Annotated in this window: 13 protein-coding genes and 1 pseudogene; 11 read left to right on the forward strand and 3 right to left on the reverse strand. The window is 71.7% G+C overall.

The features are described 5' to 3' along the window. Positions 1 to 8: 8 nt before the first annotated feature. Entirely contained in the window at positions 9 to 197 is a 189-nt protein-coding gene (locus F0L17_RS21495) for a hypothetical protein (RefSeq protein ID WP_155072345.1), read from the reverse strand. A gap of 94 nt (positions 198 to 291) precedes the next feature. Here F0L17_RS21495 and F0L17_RS21500 point away from each other — a divergent pair, with 94 nt between their 5' ends. From F0L17_RS21500 to F0L17_RS21530, 7 genes and pseudogenes are all read left to right on the forward strand, one after another. After that, entirely contained in the window at positions 292 to 1,089 is a 798-nt protein-coding gene (locus F0L17_RS21500; protein ID WP_155072346.1) for a hypothetical protein, read from the forward strand. Positions 1,090 to 1,543: 454 nt separating this feature from the next. Further along, positions 1,544 to 1,717, forward strand: a pseudogene (locus F0L17_RS28600) (winged helix-turn-helix domain-containing protein); the annotation flags it as partial. 445 nt (positions 1,718 to 2,162) lie between these two features. After that, positions 2,163 to 2,903 carry a restriction endonuclease gene (locus tag F0L17_RS21510; RefSeq protein WP_155072347.1) on the forward strand — a complete coding sequence of 247 codons (741 nt, stop codon included), beginning with the start codon at positions 2,163 to 2,165 and terminating at the stop codon, positions 2,901 to 2,903. A 684-nt stretch (positions 2,904 to 3,587) separates the two neighbouring features. Further along, positions 3,588 to 5,423: a GmrSD restriction endonuclease domain-containing protein gene (locus F0L17_RS21515; protein WP_155072348.1), complete on the forward strand. Its 1,836-nt coding sequence runs from the start codon at positions 3,588 to 3,590 to the stop codon at positions 5,421 to 5,423. A gap of 274 nt (positions 5,424 to 5,697) precedes the next feature. After that, a complete protein-coding gene (htpG, locus tag F0L17_RS21520) occupies positions 5,698 to 7,650 on the forward strand; it encodes a molecular chaperone HtpG (protein WP_155072349.1) in 1,953 nt (650 codons plus the stop codon). A 303-nt stretch (positions 7,651 to 7,953) separates the two neighbouring features. After that, on the forward strand, positions 7,954 to 9,246 hold the full coding sequence (locus tag F0L17_RS21525) for a right-handed parallel beta-helix repeat-containing protein (RefSeq protein ID WP_155072350.1): 1,293 nt from the start codon (positions 7,954 to 7,956) through the stop codon (positions 9,244 to 9,246). Between the two features lie 186 nt (positions 9,247 to 9,432). Continuing rightward, positions 9,433 to 10,062, forward strand: a complete 630-nt coding sequence (locus tag F0L17_RS21530; RefSeq protein WP_162466528.1) for a methyltransferase domain-containing protein — start codon at positions 9,433 to 9,435, stop codon at positions 10,060 to 10,062. 59 nt (positions 10,063 to 10,121) lie between these two features. Here the strand turns inward: F0L17_RS21530 and F0L17_RS21535 are convergent, their stop codons facing one another. Further along, positions 10,122 to 11,333, reverse strand: coding sequence for an erythromycin esterase family protein (locus tag F0L17_RS21535; RefSeq protein ID WP_155072351.1), 1,212 nt, complete (start codon positions 11,331 to 11,333; stop codon positions 10,122 to 10,124). Positions 11,334 to 11,391: 58 nt separating this feature from the next. Between F0L17_RS21535 and F0L17_RS21540 the strand changes: the two genes are divergently transcribed. From F0L17_RS21540 to F0L17_RS21555, 4 genes are all read left to right on the forward strand, one after another. Further along, positions 11,392 to 12,123 (forward strand): TioE family transcriptional regulator, encoded by a 732-nt coding sequence (locus F0L17_RS21540; RefSeq protein ID WP_155072352.1) that lies wholly within the window; start codon positions 11,392 to 11,394, stop codon positions 12,121 to 12,123. A gap of 190 nt (positions 12,124 to 12,313) precedes the next feature. Beyond that, positions 12,314 to 13,306, forward strand: a complete 993-nt coding sequence (mgrA, locus tag F0L17_RS21545) for an L-glyceraldehyde 3-phosphate reductase (RefSeq protein WP_155072353.1) — start codon at positions 12,314 to 12,316, stop codon at positions 13,304 to 13,306. A 99-nt stretch (positions 13,307 to 13,405) separates the two neighbouring features. Next, positions 13,406 to 15,523 (forward strand): AAA family ATPase, encoded by a 2,118-nt coding sequence (locus F0L17_RS21550; protein WP_238419521.1) that lies wholly within the window; start codon positions 13,406 to 13,408, stop codon positions 15,521 to 15,523. After that, positions 15,516 to 16,784, forward strand: coding sequence for an McrC family protein (locus F0L17_RS21555; protein WP_155072355.1), 1,269 nt, complete (start codon positions 15,516 to 15,518; stop codon positions 16,782 to 16,784). The genes F0L17_RS21550 and F0L17_RS21555 overlap by 8 nt, the downstream gene beginning before the upstream one ends. Position 16,785: 1 nt before the next feature. On the opposite strand, the gene F0L17_RS21560 is transcribed toward F0L17_RS21555, so the two are convergent. Next, positions 16,786 to 18,834, reverse strand: coding sequence for an N-6 DNA methylase (locus F0L17_RS21560; protein WP_155072356.1), 2,049 nt, complete (start codon positions 18,832 to 18,834; stop codon positions 16,786 to 16,788). Positions 18,835 to 18,977: the final 143 nt, after the last annotated feature.

Consider the following 18,977-nt stretch of genomic DNA (forward strand, 5'->3'; position numbering starts at 1 on the left):
GCTCACCATCACCCGCGACCTGGAAGGCCACCGTGACGATCACCGAGCACACCGAGCTGATCCGTCGCTTCGCCGACGACTTCACCGCCCTGCAGGAGGCCGTCCTCGCCCGCATGAACGGGATCTGCGCTCCGGAGGCCGTCGCGGCCCTGGAACACGCCTCGCTCACCGGCCCCGTCACCGTCGTTCTCGCCCACGCCGACGTCCTCGCTCGCGGGGCCGTCCGGCGCGCGGAACTCTCGACCCAGCCCCCCCGAGCGACTGCGACGGCTGCGCGCACACGCGCGCAGGGTGCGACGGGCCCGGTCGCAGGCGGAGGCCCGGTACAAGGAGCAGCGTGCCCGCCGCCCCACCGGCCGCTCCCGACCGGTGGACGCGCTGGAGCTGAGAGTGGCGCGCAGGGTGTCCCCGGCGGCCTTCGCCGAGGCCCTGCGGCGGGAACTTTGCGACAGGGGACTGCCGGACGGCACGCCGCAGGCGCCGGAGAGCGACCTCGCCCGGTGGGACTGGGACCGGAGAACGGCAGGCGACGAACTGCCGGCACCGGTGCGTGAGCTGCGGGACTGCGACGACGACGCCTTCGTCCAGGCCCTCCTGCGCGATGCCCGCGAGGAGGAGAACCCGTACCTCCCGCACGACGCGGTGGTCGAACGGTGGAGCCGCCACGCCCGTACCGCGCTGGCCTGGGGCCGCTACGCGATCGGCCGGGCCGAACGGGACGTACTCGCCTGCTCTCCCGCCCTGCGGCGCACCCGGCTCGACGCCCTGGACGACGCCTACCAGGACACCGCGGTCCTCGCCGCACGTTCACGCGAGGCCCAGCTCAGGGTCGCGGACCTCCACGACCGGATGCGGGCCCGCGTGACCGAAGGACCCTTCGCGGAACTCGTCGCGCAGTGTCGCGCCGCGGCTCTGACACGCTTCGCCGACGCCGAGCCCTCCGCCGCGCCAAAGGCCGGATCCCTCCCGCCGCCGCCCGGAAGGAGGAGGCGCGGATCCTGCGCTCACTCGGTTCCGGGGCCGGCCCCCTGCCGGTCGCCGCCTGATTCCCCGGCACGAGGCGGACAGCCCGACCACCCTGCGAATTGACCTCCCTGTTCCCGGACGAAAGCGAGCGACGCTCCTCATGGCCCATTCCCGGTGGCGCCACATCTCCGTGGGGAGGCCCAGCGTCACACCTCCAAGACGCTCGACGCATGGGACCGAACTGCTCCAGCGGCGACCACAGCGACGTCCTCACCCCTGCTGACCCGAACGGTTCTGGGTCGTCGGTGGTGTGCGAGCGATCCGGCGGGGGCCGCGCGGTATCCGGCACCGTCGGCGCAGGAGGCGCTGCGGCTGCGGACGGTGGCCGCATTGGTGGCGGGGCGGGACCGTGAGGACGTGGCGGCGCTCTTCGGGGGGCGCCGAAGGTGGTCGATGTGTGGTGGGCGAAGTGGCAGGCCGGCGGCCGGGAGGCAAGCCGGTCGGGGCGCACCGGGTGCTCGGGGAGGCCGAGCAGGCCGCCGTGCGGCAGGCCGTCCTCGATCACCGGCCCCGTTATGTGGGACCGGGCGGGCAGCTGTGGACGAGGCGGCTGGTGGGCGAGCCGATCGCGAGGCTGTACCGGTGCGGCCGACCGAGCCCGGGGTGGGGCACGTACCCGAAACGGTGGGGGCCGTCCTTCCAGCGGCCGGACAAGCGGGCCGTCGAACGGAGCCCGGAGGCCGTGCGACGCCGGCATGAGAAGACCTGTCCGAAGACCCGGGCGAGGGCGAGGACGGCGAAATCCTTTTCGTCGATCGCAGCGAGTGCTCCCGCTCTGTCCCGGGTGACAAGGTCACAGTCCGCCTCCGCGCGGCATCCGAGGCGTCCCCGGGCACTGGTCAGCGGAACGGCAAGGCCGGGACCGGCCCTCCTGCCCGGCCCGTCCGGACAAGGAGGCCGGCACGGCGGTGCCTTCCGGACTCCGTCCGGGCGAAGAGGACGGGGTGCGCCACGCTCGTCCCCGCCCTGGCCGCCACACCGCGGGCCGGTGCCGAACCTCGTTGAGCGGCCCGCCTGTGCCGGAACTCCCGGTCCTCACCCCTGCGGCTTTCGGCCATGGCCGACGGGCGTTCTTCCGCCCTGTCCTCCTCCCTGCCCAGACTGCTGGGCGGATCGCGGGGGAGAGGAGGTCTGGAATGGCTGCTCGCCGTGGACGCGGCGGAGGTGGCAGGCGCGGTGGGCGCCGCGGACACCGTCCGGTGGCGCGGCGCAGGCGCGGGGCCGGAGGCAGGACGGCGGTCGTCGGCGGCGCGGCGGTGCTGCTTCTGCTCGTCGCCTCCTGGGAGACGGTCTGGCCGTACATCCTGGGGGTTGCGGTTGCCGCAGGTCTCGGCGGCCTGGTGTGGTGGCTGTGGCATACCGACCGAATCGTCCGAGGCGGGGACCGGGAGTGGCGGCAGGCGGACGCGGTGGAGGCCGGACGTCGGACGCTGGCCGAGGTGGACGCGATGTCCGGCACCGAGTTCGAGGAACTGGTGGCCGAGCTGTGCCGCCGGGACGGCTGTACGGAGGTCCGGCGCGTGGGCGGCTCCCACGACAACGGCGCGGACGTGGTCGGCCGGCTGCCGGACGGCCGGACGATGGTCGTCCAGTGCAAGCGGTATGTACCGACCCGCACTGTCGCGAGCCGCGAGATGCGCGACCTGATGGGAGCGAGGGTGCATTTCAGGGCCGATGTGGCGGTCTTCGTGACGACCTCGCGCTTCAGCGGTCCGGCCCAGGCGCTGGCGGTGGAGCACGACATCCTGGCCGTGCACCGCGACCACCTGGGTCTGTGGAACAACGGCGTCTCCCTGCCAACCCTGGCCGGCGTCAACGGCGCCGGCCAGGGCGACAGGGAACACCGTGCGCGCTGGAGGAGGACCTACGGCACGTAGCACACGCGGGCGGGCCGATGGTGAGACGACGGTGGCGTCCCGGTCCGGCGCGCCACGGCGGTGTCGCCCCGGCGGTCTCGTGGCAGCATTCTGGGGACGCACCACGGAAACGGCGACGCGGTGCTCCGGCCGGCCGTCTCCCATGACGGAGAGAGCGCTTCGGGGGCCTTCACCGGGCCGGTTGGAATCCATGAAGCCGCGGGCTCGGCGCCTGCCGCCCGTGGTTCACTCCGTGTATGTCACAGGCGGTTTGGCCGGTGCCGACGATTCGTCCACCGCGCTGCCGAGGGGCACCGAGGAGCGGTTCGGTGGGCGGCGGTTCGCGCTCGGGCTCCGCGTCACGGACTGCCTGTGCGTTGCGGCCGAGAGGCGTGACGGGGTCCGGCCGGTGTAGGTGGTACGGGCTCACCGATCGGTTCTGGGCCTGTGTGATGTTCCGCGACGGGGACACGGCACACGTCCGGCAGTCCTGGCCCCGCCACCTGTGGAACGAGGTGGCGGCCGCCCACCGCTGGAGGGGAGGAGCGGGGCAGGCCGGGACACGAGCGGTTCGGACTCACCATCTCCCCGGGCCACCGGCTGACAACGGCAGGCTCGCTCTCCCACTCAATCGGAACGATCCCCCCACAACACCACGCGAAGGTCGGTAACGTGATCTAGGCCATACCGAGGGAGGGAGCCTGAGTGCGTGCCGACACGGTCGATCTGAAGCGGATCTTCGGCAGGGACATCCGATACATGGTGCCGCTCTTCCAGAGACCGTATGTGTGGAACAGAGATGACAACTGGACTGCCTTTTGGGAGGACATCCGTCGTACCGCCGAGCAGGCCGAGGGAGCGGCGGAGACCGGTGACACCGTCTTTCCGCACTTCCTGGGAGCAGTGGTCTTCGACGAGGCGCGTTACGCCTCGTCGGACCTGGAAGCCCGGCAGGTCATCGACGGCCAACAGCGGCTCACCACCCTCCAACTGTTCCTGTTCGCCGCACGGCAGTCCGCCCAGAAGACCGGGGACGACCGCTCGGTGCGCTTGCTCAGCAGGTTCCTGGAGAATGACCCGGACCTGTACGACACCGAGCGCAACCCGGACCACCGCTTCAAGGTCTGGCCGACCAACGCCGATCGGGACGAGTTCCGCTCCGTGATGAGCGGAGAAGACGGCAAGGGACGTCTGTCCGAGGCGGTCACCTACTTCCGGCGCGTCGTCAGCAGTTGGTTGGAGGACAGCGAGGATCCCAAGCAGAGGCTCGGCAGCCTGGTCCAGACTCTTCGGGAGCACCTGAGGCTGGTCATCATCGACCTGGAGGAACACGATGACGCCCAGATGGTCTTCGAAACCCTCAACAGTCGAGGCACCCCGCTCGAACACGCGGACTTGGTGAAAAACCTGCTGTTCCGCGAAGCCGAGCACACCGGGGTGGACACCGGCCGTCTGTACAGCACCTACTGGGAGCCCTTCGACCAGGACGAGTGGCGAGTCGACCAGACCACCGGACGCATCACACGCAGTCGGCTCGATGTCTTCCTGACTCACTGGCTCACCATGCGTACCCAGCGGGACTTCACCTTCCCCGCCCTGTTCAAGGAATTCGAGCGTTGGCAGCGCGGTCGGCAAGTGCCCGTTGAAGAGATCTTCGTGGAACTTTCCCGCTATGCGGAAATCTACGATGGCCTGGAGAACCGTGCGCCGGACGGAGTGGAAGGCCGCTTCCTGTACCGGGTGAAGGTCATGCAGTTGTCCACGCCGATGCCTCTGTTGCTGTGCTTGTACGGGATGGGGCAACGGCTGTCCGAGCAGCGGCGCGTACGGGCGATCCGGGGCATCGACAGTTATCTCGTGCGACGTTCCATTCTCAACCTCAGCAACAGGGACTACAACCACGTCTTCCGGGACCTCGTCGCCGCCGCGATCAGGCAGCCGGACCAAGCCGATGAGGCAGTCCTCAAGACGTTGGCCGCCATGCAGGGGCAGCACCGCGAGTGGCCGGCCGACGAAGAGTTCCGGAACGCACTCGTCAACGATCCGATCTACCAGCGTCTCTACCGCCACCGGGTGCGCATCCTCCTCGAAGCGCTGGAGGACGCCCTGCGCACGCCACTGACCGAGCAGCTCGCCGTTCCTGTCGGGGAGAGCATCGGGTCCAAGCTCACCATCGAGCATGTCATGCCGCAGAGTTGGCAGGAGAACTGGCCAATCAACAGTGACGATCCTGACGCGACTGCCACTCGGGATGAGATCGTCCACACGCTCGGCAACCTCACCCTGGCAACCGCGAAACTCAACCCGGCCATCGGCAACATGGGGTGGCACGAGAAGCGGCAGTGGCTGGGGGAGCACAGTCTGCTCCGTCTCACCCATGGCACCTTGCTCAACCCTCCGCCCGGCACCGGGCTGGGGAACTGGGAACGAACCTGGGACGAGACCCGCATCAGGCAGCGGGGGACCTACCTCGCGAACCTTGCGCTGCGGGTATGGCCTTCCGTCGACGAGCTTCTCGCCGAAGACATCGACGACGAATGACCGGCTGTCGGTCGGTGGCTCCGCGCGGACTCCCCGGAGTTCCGCGCGGAGTATCCCGGAACAGGGCCGCCCCTGAACCCTGCCTCTGGCCCGGAACACGGTAAGCCCTGTCACTGACGGTGGGTGCCTGGGCCGCTCCGGGCCTGTTCCGGTGAGGGCCGGTCGCCGGCACGGCATACCATCATGTGGACAAGCACGTCCGGAAGGCCCGCGCCGCCCGACGGCGCACCGGCTCTTCCGGTCACGGACGACACCGGTGGGGGAATCCACGACCATGACGGCCGAGACGTTCGAGTTCCAGGTGGAGGCGCGGCAGCTCCTCCAGATGATGGTCCACTCGATCTACTCGAACAAGGACGTGTTCCTGCGGGAACTCGTCTCCAACGCCTCCGACGCGCTCGACAAGCTCCGCATCGAGGCGCTGCGCGACGACGCGTTGGACGTCGACGTCTCCGACCTGCACATCGAGATCGAGCCGGACAAGGACGCCCGCACGCTGACGATCCGCGACAACGGCATCGGGATGTCGCGCGACGAGGTCGTGGGGCTCATCGGGACGATCGCCAAGTCCGGTACCGCGGAGTTCCTCCGGAAGCTCAAGGAGGTCCAGAAGACCGACAATCCCGACAGGGCGGCTGCCGCGGAGGGGCTCATCGGGCAGTTCGGCGTCGGCTTCTACTCCGCCTTCATGGTGGCCGACGAGGTCACGCTGCTGACCCGCCGCGCCGGGGAGGACGCGGGCACCCGATGGACGTCCACCGGCGAGGGCACGTACACCGTCGAGACGGTGGCCGACGCGCCCCAGGGCACGTCGGTCACCCTGCGGCTCAAGCCGGTGGACAACGACGACCGGCTCTTCGACTACACCTCTCCCTGGAAGATCAAGGAGATCGTCAAGCGCTACTCGGACTTCATCACCTGGCCCATCAGGCTGGTCACGGCGGCCGGTGAGGGGAGCGCCGAGGAGGGGAGCGAGGACGGAGAGGACGGCGGGAAGCCGGAGCCGGAGACGATCAACTCCCGGCAGGCCCTGTGGGCGCGGCCCAGGAACGAGGTCTCCGACGAGGAGTACCACGAGCTGTACAAGCACATCAGCCACGACTGGGCCGACCCGCTGGAGACCGTCCGCATCCACGCGGAGGGCACCTTCGAGTACCAGGCGCTGCTCTTCCTCCCCGCGCGGCCGCCGCGGGACCTCTTCACGCAGGGCGGCAGCCGGGGCCTGCAGCTCTACGTGAAGCGCGTGCTGATCATGGAGGACTGCGAGGAGCTGGTCCCGCCGTACCTGCGCTTCGTCAAGGGCGTGGTGGACGCCCAGGACCTGTCGCTCAACATCTCCCGCGAGATCCTCCAGCAGGACCGCCACATCCAGATGATGCGGCGGCGACTGGCGAAGAAGGTGCTGTCCACCCTCAAGGAGATGAGGGCCAAGCGACCCGAGAAGTACGCGGAGTTCTGGCGGGAGTTCGGCCCGGTCGTCAAGGAGGGGTTGCTCAACGACTTCGAGAACCGCGACGCGATCCTCGCGGCCTGCTCGTTCGCCACCACCCACGACCCGGAGAAGACGGCGACCCTCCAGGAGTACGTGGAGCGCATGAAGGAGGGGCAGGAGCACATCTACTACCTGACCGGCCCCTCCCGTGCCGCCGTCGAGAACTCGCCGCACATGGAGGGGTACCGGGACAAGGGTCTGGAGGTGCTCGTCCTGACCGACCCGGTGGACGAGCTGTGGGTCGACGCGGTGCCCGACTTCCAGGGCAAGCGGTTGCGCTCCATCGCCAAGGGGGAGGCCGAGCTCGGCACCGAGGAGGAGAAGGAGCAGGCCAAGGCGGAGCGGGAGCAGCAGCGGCAGGAGTACGGCGACCTGCTGGAGTGGCTGGGCGGTCGACTCGGCGACGAGGTGAAGGAGGTGCGGCTGTCCTCCCGCCTCACCACCTCGCCGGCCTGTGTCGTCTCCGACACCGACGACGTCACGCCCGGTCTGCGGAACATGCTCCGCGCCATGGGCCAGGAGATGCCCGAGAGCAAGCGCATCCTCGAACTCAACCCCGACCACCCCCTGATCACCGGCCTGCGCAAGGCACACGCCGGCCGTGCGTCCGATCCGGAGCTGTCGGGCATGGCCGAGATCGTCTACGGGATGGCGCTCCTCGCGGAGGGCGGACGTCCCGACGACCCGTCTCGCTTCACCAAGCTCCTCGCGGAGCGTCTGGAGCGCACCCTGTGACGTTCTGACCGCCGTGCCGTGCCGGGGCGGGGAGCGCGGGGCCGAGCGCCGGCCCGGCCGTGCGCCCTCCCCGGCACGGCGGTCCGGGAAACGGGTGGAACGACCGGTGTCCCGCTGGTTGACCCCTGGAGTGAAACGTTGCAATACTGACGCATTCTCAGAAAGCGCTTACCGCACCTCCCCGTGCCCGGCGCCCCCGGCACCCCCACCTTTCGGCAGGGCGGCGCCCCGACGATCCGTTCCGGCCGGCGCGGGCGGCTTTGGCCGAGTGCGGGGGCGCACCCCCCACGAAGGAGACCGAGGATGGGAAGAAGAGGAGCCGTCGAGCCCGCCGGGCGGCGCAGGATCACCGCCGTCGCGGCCGGAGCGCTGTCCGCCGCCCTGTTGGCCACGGTGGCCACCACGGCCGGAGCCACCGAGTCCGCGTCCGGCGGGCGGGAGGCCGGCCGGGCCGCCGCCGCGCCGGACCGGAACACCGTCGAGACCGCCCCCGCGGCCGATGCCGTCGATGCCGTCGATGCCGCCTCCGGTGCGGTGACCGCGGCGGCCTGCGGCGAGGGCTCCTACCATGCCGAGGCGGTGCGCAGCGGCGGCACCTGGACCGCGCGCCGGGGCGGCAGCACCGTCTACACCGGCGGCAGCATGCGCGACGCGATGCAGGCCGCGATCAACAGCCTGACGCCGAACCGCTCCGCCAAGGAACGCGTGGTGGTGCGCGGTTCGGGTTCGATCGGCGCCGGCACCCGGGTGTCGCTGCCGAGCAACACCGCGATCGACGTGTGCGGCACGATCGACGTCACCGGCTCCGGCTCCGGCGACCAGGCCCCGATCTACTCCCGCGGCGCCTCCAACGTGGAGGTGGGGCACCTGACCGTGACCGGATCCCCGCTGTACGGGATCTTCATGCGGAACGTGAACAACGTGGTGCTCGGACAGATCGAGATGCGGCTCTCCGCAGGGTTGGGCATCCGGATCGACAACCACGGTGACCGCTCGACGCGTTCGCGCGACATCCGCATCGACAACGTCCACGTCTCGGGCGCCCGGAACCACGGCGTGGAGACCTACGGCGTGGACGGACTGACCATCGGCACGGTCACCACCCGCGACGTGGGCTACTCCGGGCTGCTGCTCAACGACACGATCAACGCCACCGTGGGCAGGGTGGACGCGGAGAACACCGGCACCGGCACCGGCTACGCGGCGTTCCGGATGGCCAACCGCAACGGCCGGATCGGCGACGGCTACCCGACCAACATCCGCGTCGGCGAGGTGATCGCGCGCGGCGGCGGACGCGGGGTGTTCTGCGTCTCCGAGAGCGGCGGCGCCGTCATCGACCGGGTGACACTGACCAACACCGGCAACAACGCCGTCCTGATCGAGAACTGCCGCAACGTCACGATCGCCACCCAGGGCGGCACGATCAGCGGTGGCGGGGAGGTCCGGCTGGCCGCCCGCAGCGAGTTCCCCGGCAACCGGGACATCACCCTGCAGAACCTGACGCTGAACAACACCTCGCTCAGGGAAAGCCCCTGCGGCACCAACATCACCTACCGCAACCTCACCCTGAACAACACCAGCCGCAGCACCTGCTGAAGATCGAGTGACGGGGCCTCTCCCCATCCGGACCGTCGGACGGGGAGAGGCCCGCTCCGCCGCTCGCCGGCACGTCGAGGGCCGTGTCGCCCGTACGCGGCGACCGACAAGCGAGCCCGCCACGGCGGCGCGGAATGCGGCACGGGACCGGAGAACGGCAGCGAACGGGGTGTAGGTTTCCCTCCCGTGGCGGAACACCAGGACGAGACCAGGGCGGCCTACGACGGGGTCGTCGAGCTGTACGCGTCGATGTTCGCCAACCGACTGGAGACGCAGCCGTTCGCGCGGAACATGATCGGCACCTTCGCCGAGCTGGTGCGTGGAGCGGGGAACCCGCAGGTGGCCGACGTCGGCTGTGGGCCGGGACATCTGACGGCCATGCTGCACGAGCTGGGGCTGGACGCCTTCGGGCTCGACCTCTCCCCGGCCATGGTCGACCACGCCCGGCGGGCCCATCCGGCGCTGCGGTTCGACGAGGCGCGGATGGAGGCCCTCCCCGTCGAGGACGGTGCGCTCGGCGGAGTGCCGGCCCACTACTCGATGATCCACACCCCTCCCGGGGAGCTACCCGCGCTACTCGCCGAGCAGGCGCGGGTCCTGGCACCGGGGGGCCTGCTCCTGGCCTCGTTCTTCGGGACCGACGCACCCGAGCCGGTCCGCTTCGACCACAAGGTGGCGCCCGCCTACAGCTGGCCGGTGGACCGGTTCGCCGCGCTGCTGGCCGAGGCCGGGCTGGTCACATTCGCCCGGCTGCTCCACGACCCGGCCTCCGAGCGGGGCTTCCTCGACGCCCACCTGCTGGCCCGTCTCCGCTGAGTTCCGTCCGGCGGCCACGAGGACCACGCTGCCTTGGTCCTCGTGGCCGCCGATCCCCTCTACGGGACGTCCCTGACGAACACGATGCCGTCGCTGTCGGCCAGGCGGGCCGGGTCGAGGGGGGAGTAGCCGAACCAGGGGGACACGCGAGGGGCGGGCCGCGTGTCGCCGAGGACGGCGGCCAGCCGGGGGGCGTCGACGACGCAGCGGTCTCGGGGGAGCGCGTACAGGAGCCCTTCGACGGTGTCCGGTGGCGGCGTGTCCACTCCCCGGTGCCGGATCGTGCCGAGGGCCGTGGCCACGAAGGCGTACCCCTCGCCGAGCCGGGCGCTCACCAGCGCACCGGCGCTCCACCACTCCAGCGGCGTCCCGCCCATCCGCATCGAGCTCTTGGCCCGTTGGAGATGGCCGTTGTGGGCGTGGACGAGTGCCGGGCCCCGTTCGGCGACGGCGAGGAGGTTGTGGGCCATCATCCGGTCCCGGGCACCCAACAGCCGGGTCATGCGGGCCGGCGAGGAGTCGGCCATCCGGTGGTGGTAGCGCAGCAGGCCGGTCGCGGTGCGTCCGTACAGGCGCGCCCGGTCCCAGTCCTCCCGCGAGGTCACCGCGATCAGGTGCGGCGTCTGCGTGTCGAGCAGCGCCACCAGATCGTCGGCGAGCAGCCGCAGCTCCCCGGCCTCGGCCGACTGCCCCACGGACCGGGTCGGGTCCGTCATCGCGGCGGGGTCGGTCCACCGGTCGTCGGTGCCGAGCAGGCGGTCGAGCGTCTTCCCGGTGCAGGGGAGCAGGTCGGCGTCCACGTGGGCCGCGAGGTAGCCGTGGAGCGCGGTGAGGGCCTGCCGGGGGCTCGCGGCGTGGGTGATCTCCAGCGGACCGTCGAAGCCGACGAAGCGGAGCCGCTCGGAGGCGGGCCGGCCCTCGTCGTCGACGCGGAGGTTGTGGGCGCGCATCCAGCGCACGAGTTCGCGGTTGGCCTCGGAAGCGCCCCAGCCGTGGCTGATTCCGCGCTCCACGACCTCGTCGAGGGTGCCCGTGCCCGAGGTGACGTAGTCGTCGACGGCCAGGCCCGCCATGCAGTCGCTCTCGATCGCGATCGTCCGGTAGCCCTCCTCCTCGACGAGCTGTCGGAACAGTTCGTTGCGCAGGTCGAGCAGCGCGTCCTCGCCGTGGGTGGGCTCGCCCAGGGCGAGCAGCCGGGGTCGGGCCGGGAGCAGCCCCATGACGGCGGCGGCCTCGACGGCATGGGCGGTGTCCTTGATGCCGGTAACCATGGCCTCAACGGTATAGTTGAACTTTCGGTTGAAACTTTTCCGCGATACCGGCAGGACCATGGGGCGAAACCTTCAAAGCGGTGAACGGCTCAGGCCGATCGATCTGGCGCGCGGGCACGGTCTGTCCACGCAGGCGATCAGGAACTACGAGGAGGCCGGCATCCTCCCGGCCGCCGACCGCACCCCCCACGGCCACCGCGCCTACACCCCGCTGCACGCGCGGGCCCTGCGGGCGTTCCTCGCCCTGGTGCCGGGCCACGGCCACCGGACGGCGTCGTCGATCATGCGGGCGGTGAACGAGGGCGCGACCGAGGAGGCGTTCCGCCTCATCGACGAGAGCCACGTCCAACTCCTCGACGACCGCCGGACCCTCCGGGCCGTGGAGAAGGCCCTCCGCGACCTGGAGCCCACCGCGGCGTCCGGGCCGGCCGCGGTGTCCGGGGCCGACGGCACGTTCATCGGACCGTTGGCGGGGAAGCTCGGAATCCGGCCCGCGACGCTGCGCGCGTGGGAACGCGCCGGGCTGGTCCGCCCGCGCCGCGACCCGCGGACCGGGTACCGCGTCTACGGCGAGGCCGACGTGCGGGACGCCCGGTTGGTCCACCAACTCAGGCGGGGCGGTTACCTGCTGGAGCAGATCGCCCCGCTGATCTCCCAGGTGCGGGCGGCCGGCGGGCCGGAGCCGCTGGAGGCCGCGCTGCGCGACTGGCGTGGTCGGCTGTCCGCCCGCGGGCGGGCGATGCTGACCGGGGCCGCCGAGCTGGAGGCGTACCTCCGGGAACGCGGATGAGACCCCGATCGCCGGCCGGAACGGCCGTAGGGCCGCCGCACGCCTCGAAACGCCGGCGTGCGGCCGGGCACGCCGCGGCGAGACCCATGGCGGGGCATGGCGGTCCACGGCGGGGCACGGCGGGTATAACGTGGCAGCCGCCGGGGCCCCGGTCCCCGCGCACGCTCGAGAACCCCTGGTGAGGAGCACCATGACCTACATCGCCGCGGACACGCGCTACGGCGCCATGCCCTACCGCCGCGTCGGCCGCAGCGGGCTGAAGCTGCCGGCGATCTCGCTGGGCCTGTGGCACAACTTCGGCGACGACCGGCCGCTGGAGACCCAGCGCGCGATCCTGCGCCGCGCCTTCGACCTGGGCGTCACCCACTTCGACCTGGCCAACAACTACGGCCCGCCCCCCGGAGCCGCCGAGGCCAACTTCGGCCGTAACTTCGCCCGCGACCTGCGCCCCTACCGTGACGAGATCGTCGTCTCCACCAAGGCCGGGTACCTGATGTGGCCCGGCCCGTACGGCGAGTGGGGCTCGCGCAAGAGCCTCCTGGCCAGCCTCGACCAGAGCCTGGCCCGCACGGGCCTGGAGTACGTGGACGTCTTCTACTCCCACCGCCCCGACCCGGACACGCCCCTGGAGGAGACGATGGGGGCGCTGGACACCGCCGTCCGGCAGGGCAAGGCCCTCTACGTCGGGATCTCCAACTACAGCCCCGAGCAGACCCGCGAGGCCGCCCGCATCCTGGCCGACCTCGGCACCCCGCTGCTGATCCACCAGCCGTCGTACTCGATGTTCAACCGCTGGGTGGAGGACGGCCTGCTCGACGTGCTGGACGAGGCGGGCGCGGGCTCGATCGCCTACTCCCCGCTGGCCCAGGGGCTGCTGACCGACCGCTACCTCTCGGGCATCCCCGCCGACTCCCGGGCCGCGAGCGCCAGCCCGTTCCTGAAGGCCGAGGGCATCACCGAGGAGACCCTCGCCAAGGTCCGCGCACTGAACGAGATCGCCCGCCGGCGCGGCCAGTCCCTGGCACAGATGGCCCTGGCCTGGGTGCTGCGCGGCGGACGGGTGACCTCCGCGCTCATCGGGGCCAGCAGCGTCGGGCAGTTGGAGGACAACGTCGCGGCCGTCGGCCACCTCGACTTCACCGACGAGGAACTGGCCGAGATCGAGCGGCACGCCACCCGCTAGCCGCACCTCACCCGGGGCCGGGCCGCCCCGGTCCCGGGTGGGATCCGTTTCCGTCCTTCCGCGCCATATCGCTGATCCCGCCGGCTCCCATGCGCCATGATGACCTCCGTGGACGGTGGGATGGATCCGACGACGGCAGCGGCCGGCTTCGACCGGACGGAGACAGCGGAGAAGGCGCGGCGGGCGGAGGCCGAGCGGCAACAGGTGATCACCGAGTTCCCGCTGGAGGACTGGCCGAAGCTCCCTCTGGAACGGTACGCCCTGGGCCAGGACCAGGTGCCCGGTCGGGTCCCGTACTGTCGACTGCTGGAGTTCGGCACCCCCCACCTGGGGAGCATCAGGGGAGGTGGCGCGGCGAAGCACATCATATTCCGCCACCACTCGGGCCAGTGGCGCATCAGTCCGCCGTCGCTCAGGGAGACGGGACCGCACGAGGCGTGGGAGCAACTGCGCGACCAGTTCGTACGGGCCTTCGAGGCGGTGGGGAACAAAGACGTCGACGCGGTCGACGGACTGGGCCTGTTGCGGTACGGGCCGGCCCTGGTCACCAAGTCCCTGGCCACCTACTTTCCCGAGGAGTTCCTCCCGGTCTATTCCGGAACGCATCTGCGGGGCTTCATCCGGCTCCTCGGCGGCACGCCGGAGGGCGGCGCGCAGACCTGGCAGCTGAACCGGCACCTGCTCCACCTGGTGTCCCGTACGCCCGCGTTCGAGGGCTGGTCCGGACAGGAGGTGATGCGCTTCCTCTACCAGGAGTTCGATCCGCGGCCGCGACAGCGCACCATCTGGAAGATCGCGCCGGGCGAGCGGGGACGGCTGTGGGAGGAGTGCCTCGCCGGCGGCTTCATCTGCGTGGGCTGGGACGAACTCGGCGATCTCGGCGAGTACGGAAGCGACACGGAGCTGAGGCGGGCCATGGACGGGCTGTGGCCGAAGTCGAGCGGCGGCAACTCCCGTGCGGCACGGAATCTGCTGGCCTTCCGGGACCTCGAGGTCGGCGACACGGTGGTCGCCAACCGGGGAACGTCCGAGATCCTCGGCGTCGGCACGGTGCGCGAGGCGTACCGCTTCGACCCCGACCGTGCGGAGTTCCGCCACGTGCTCCCGGTGGAATGGGACACCTCCTACGCCCAGACCCTGCCGAGACCGCAGCACGGTTGGCGCTCCACCTTCGCCCGGATCTCCCCCACCCAGTTCGACCAGATCTCCCGGGCCCGAAGCGGGCCCGCGTCCGCGTCGAACGCCCGGCCCGCGGTCGGCGAGGCGGAACTCACCGAGGACGTCCGGCAGGTGTTGGACGCCCTGGAACGCAAGAAGCAGGTGATCCTCTACGGGCCGCCCGGCACCGGCAAGACGCGACTGGCGCTCGGGGCCGCTCTCGCGGTGGCCGGACGGCCGGAGGCCGTCGACGCCCCGCCCGAGGAACGTCACCGGGCCGTCAGGCTGCTCCTGGGCGACGGCGACGGGGTGGTCCGGATGGTCACCTTCCACCCGTCCTACGGCTATGAGGACTTCGTCGAGGGGTTCAAGCCCGGCGCCTCCTCCCAGGGGCAGGGGTTGACGCTCACCCTCACCGACGGCCTGTTCCACGAACTGTGCACGGCCGCGGCCGAACACCCCGACCGCACCTTCCTGCTGATCGTCGACGAGATCAACCGCGGCGACCTGCCCCGGATCTTCGGTGAGCTGATCACCCTGCTCGAACCCGACAAGCGGGGCGTCCCCCTGAAGCTGCCGATCAGCAAGCGGATGTTCTCCGTCCCGGAGAACATCCGCATCATCGGCACGATGAACACGGCCGACCGCAGCATCAGCCACCTGGACGCCGCAGTCCGGCGACGCTTCGCCTTCCTGCCCGTGGAACCCGACCCCGAGGCCGTCTCGGGCACGGTCGGTCCGCTGAACCTGGCCTCCTTCATCGAGAGCCTCAACACCCGTGTCACCCGCCACCTGGACGCGGACCACCGGATCGGTCACGCCTACCTGTTGCGCGACGGCGAGCCGATCAGCACCGAGGAGGACCTCGCCGCCGCCTTCCACCACGACGTGCTCCCGCTCCTGGAGGACTACTGCCTGGGCCGTCCCGAACTGCTCCACCGCATCCTGGGCTCCCTGATCGACGAGGAGACGGGCAGCCCCTCCCTGATGCCGCCGCAGGACCTCGTCACCGCCCTCGCCGCCGAGTTCACCGCTTCCTCCTCCGACGGCGATGGCTGATCCGGCACACGTGCGCATCGGGGAGTACGAGAGCGTCGACCTCGGCCCGGAGAAGCTGACGGACCGGGACGTCGACCGGCTGCGGGCGCTCCAGAGCCGCGGTGCGCTCACCCTCGCCGAGACCCGTTCGGGGTGGCGGTTGACAGCCGATGCCACCGTCGGTGTGCTCGTCCTCGACCGCGTCCACCTCACCGTCACGCCCAAGTTCGCCGTACCGGGCGACCGAATCGTCCACTGGCTCTGCTACGCGTTCGCCCTGCCGGTGCCACACCGCTCCACCCTGCGTCGTTGGACCACCGGCCGTGACGGCTACGCGGAACTCGTCGCCGCCGCCCTCCTGATCGCGTGCCGGGAGCTGACGCGTGAGGGACTGCGCCGCGACTACGTGCGCGACCGGCGCCTCGAACCCGTGCTGCGCGGTCGTCTGGATGTGACGGCCCAGGTCACCCGGCGCTTCGGCATGCTGGACCGACTGCACGTCGAGACCTTCGAGCGGAAGACCGACATCTGGGAGAACCGTGTTCTGGGCACCGCTCTCGCCACGGCGGCCGCCGTGAGCGGCTCGCCCGAGCCGGCCCGCGCCCTCCGCGATGCCGCGACCGCCTTCCCCGAGGCGCCCTCCAGGGCAGCGGCCCTGCGCCTGTTGGACCGGGCCGTCTACAACCGTCTCAACGCCCGCTACCGCACCGCTCACGCGTGGGCCCGCCTGGCCCTGGAGGGCGGAGGCCCCAACGACCTCCTCGCCGCCCGCGGACCGACCGCGGAGAGCATGCTCCTGGCCATGCCGGACCTGTGGGAGCGCGTCGTACGGCGCCTGACCGCGGAGGCCGCCGCCTCCCTGGGCGGCCGGATCGCCGCCGCCACCGGGTCCCTCGGCATCACCACCCGGGGCGACACGAGCCCGCACAAGCCGTTCCGTCCGGACGTCCTGGCCGACCTGCCCGGAAGGGGCGGGGACAGCCGGACCCTGCTGCCGGTGGACGCCAAGTACAAGCGCTACGACCGCCGTGCCGTGGGATCGGCCGACATCCACCAACTCCTCACCTACATCGGCGGCTACGCCTCGAACCCCGCCTCGACGGCCGCGATCGTCCACCCCGACCCGAGCGGACACACCCGCCGCGTGCTGCGCGTCGACGGCCCGCACGGCCGCCTCGGCACCATCGACGTCATCGGCATCGACACCCGAGCGTCCCCGGGGGAAGCGGTCGACCACCTCCGCGCCGTGTGGGCGCCCCTGGTCCCCGCCCCGGCCCGGTAGGTCACCCTCCCGGTGTCAGCCGCCCCGACGCCAGGCCGTCACCGAGGTCGCGCGCGAGACGGGAACCCAGCTCGTCCAGCCGGGCACGGAACTCCTCGAAGGAGGTGAGCCGGCGGAACGCCTCGCTGTGGCGGAGCTGCTCGGCCAGGGGGATCTGGAGCACCTGGAGCCTGCGCACGTCCACCCGGGACGCGCTGGAGGCGTGGGTGCCGGCCTGCCGGCCGTTGGAGGGCGCCCGCAGGCAGCCCGCCAGGAACCAGGCGTCCAGCTTCTCGGGATCCACACGCAGGGAGTGCAGTTGGGCGCCGAGCACGGTGGGCGGCCCCTGGTGGACCCAGGCGGTGAAGGCCCGGATCACCCCGGCCACCACGACGTCACCGGGTTCGGCCACCAGCGCTCCGCGTTCGACCGCCTCCGCCCGGCGCAGCCACCCCGTCGGGGCGCCGCCCTGGAGCAGGTCCGGAACGGTCAGCAGGGGGATGCCGTCCTCACCCGGTTCGCCGGCCGTGACCGTCCCGTCCGGGGGCTGCTGTCCGCCGCGCAGCACCAGGGCACCGGCGCGGACGAGTTCGCCCACGGTCGTCGTCGGGGGCCTGCGCCCGTCGTCGGCGGCCGGCACCAGGGCCTCCAACGCCCGGCCGGTGGCCCGTAGACCCTCGACCGTCCCGGTGAACTCGCGCCAGACGTCCGGGAGGCGCAGTTCCTCGCCGCGTGTCGCCGGGGAGACGTGCCGTCCCGGGGTGAGATCGACCTCCTCGTCCAGCAGGTCGATGGCGGCCACGCGCCGGGCCCCGTCGGGCAGGTCGTGCTCCCCGCGGTCGAAGGCCGTGACGGCGTCGCGCACGAAGCCTCCCAGCGACTCCCAGTCGACCCCGCCCTCCCGGGAGGCCGCGCGTCGTGCGGCGGCGTCCGCCAGGAGCACCCCGGAGCCGTCGGCGGAGGCGGAGGGCCCGGCGCCGCCGGGGGAGCGCAACAGCCACAGGTGCAGCGACACGCTGTGCGGCTGGGCGGCGCCCGGCGGCAGGGCGATCACGCCGCGCAGCAGTCCGGCACGGAGCAGCGCACCGCGGATCCTGCGTCCGGCGCGGCGGGAGGCGACGGCGGGCGGCAGGAGCAGCACCGCGACGCCGCCGGGGCGCAGCCGTGCCAGACAGTGCTGCACCCAGGCGAGTTCGGACTCGGTGCGCGGGGGCAGTCCGTGCGCCCAGCGCCGGTCGGTGGAGAGCTGCTCGTAGCCCCAGTCGCGCTCGTTGAACGGCGGGTTGCACAGGACGACGTCCGCGGTGACCGCCGCGTGCGGGTCGGCGCGCAGCGAGTCTCCCCGGCGCACGTCCGCCGTCGCCGCGCCGCCCCCGTCGCCGTTCCCGTCCGCGTCCCGGACGAACGCCAGCCGGGCGGCGGCCAGGGCGGCCGGCGCCGGATCGATCTCGCAGCCCAACAGCGCGACCGGGTCGGCGCCGGTCGCCACGGCGGCGCGGGCGGCGGCGTCCAGGATGTGGCCCGCGCCGCAGGCCGGGTCCAGGACCGTCAACGGGGCACCGGCGCGGGGCGGCCGGAGGGCGAAGGCCACCTCGGTCATCAGGGCGGCCAGGGGACGGGGGCTGGCGCTGACCTGCCGCACGTGGGCGTCCAGCCAGCGTTGCAGCAGGAACTCGAAGGTCTCCCGGTCTCCTTCGCGCTTCCCCAGGGCCACCGCCTCGTCGATCAGTTCGCGGGCCCGGTCGGACAGTCGCGGGTCGGAGGACCGGGCCCGAGCGCCCCGCATCCGCCGGCCGGCCTCGGCGATGGCCAGTCCCGTCTCGTCACGGCTGCCGAGCGCCTCGAAGCCGGGCCAGAGCAGTTCGCGGCCGCCGACGTCCTTGAGCTTGCCGTTCTCGCGGAGCCACTGCTCGACCTCGGTGAGGGAGAACTGCGGACTGGCGTCGGTGCCGCCGATCCGGGCGGGGAAGGAGTCGTGCCGCCGCCGCCAGTTGCTGACCGCCGCCCGTCCCACCCCGGCGATGCGCGCGATCTCCGCCAGTGTGACCGGGACTGCGCGGGGTGAGGGCATGGGGGTCTCCGAACTCGTCTACGGGCCGTCGAGGGGGCAGGGACGATGCGCGGACAGGGCGTCGGGAGCCTCGGGGTCGGGGATCCGGTCATCGAACAGCCTGCTCACCGGGCCAGATTACTACGCACATTGACAGCGTTCAC

Source organism: Streptomyces taklimakanensis (assembly GCF_009709575.1).
GTDB lineage: Bacteria > Actinomycetota > Actinomycetes > Streptomycetales > Streptomycetaceae > Streptomyces > Streptomyces taklimakanensis.

Coding starts and splice junctions, on each gene's coding strand:
- F0L17_RS21510 (WP_155072347.1), top strand. CDS start 2,163: ATGGCTGCTCGCCGTGGACGCGGCGGAGGTGGCAGGCGCGGTGGGCGC.
- htpG (WP_155072349.1), top strand. CDS start 5,698: ATGACGGCCGAGACGTTCGAGTTCCAGGTGGAGGCGCGGCAGCTCCTC.
- F0L17_RS21525 (WP_155072350.1), top strand. CDS start 7,954: ATGGGAAGAAGAGGAGCCGTCGAGCCCGCCGGGCGGCGCAGGATCACC.
- F0L17_RS21535 (WP_155072351.1), bottom strand. CDS start 11,333: ATGGTTACCGGCATCAAGGACACCGCCCATGCCGTCGAGGCCGCCGCC.
- F0L17_RS21540 (WP_155072352.1), top strand. CDS start 11,392: ATGGGGCGAAACCTTCAAAGCGGTGAACGGCTCAGGCCGATCGATCTG.
- mgrA (WP_155072353.1), top strand. CDS start 12,314: ATGACCTACATCGCCGCGGACACGCGCTACGGCGCCATGCCCTACCGC.
- F0L17_RS21550 (WP_238419521.1), top strand. CDS start 13,406: ATGACCTCCGTGGACGGTGGGATGGATCCGACGACGGCAGCGGCCGGC.
- F0L17_RS21555 (WP_155072355.1), top strand. CDS start 15,516: ATGGCTGATCCGGCACACGTGCGCATCGGGGAGTACGAGAGCGTCGAC.
- F0L17_RS21560 (WP_155072356.1), bottom strand. CDS start 18,834: ATGCCCTCACCCCGCGCAGTCCCGGTCACACTGGCGGAGATCGCGCGC.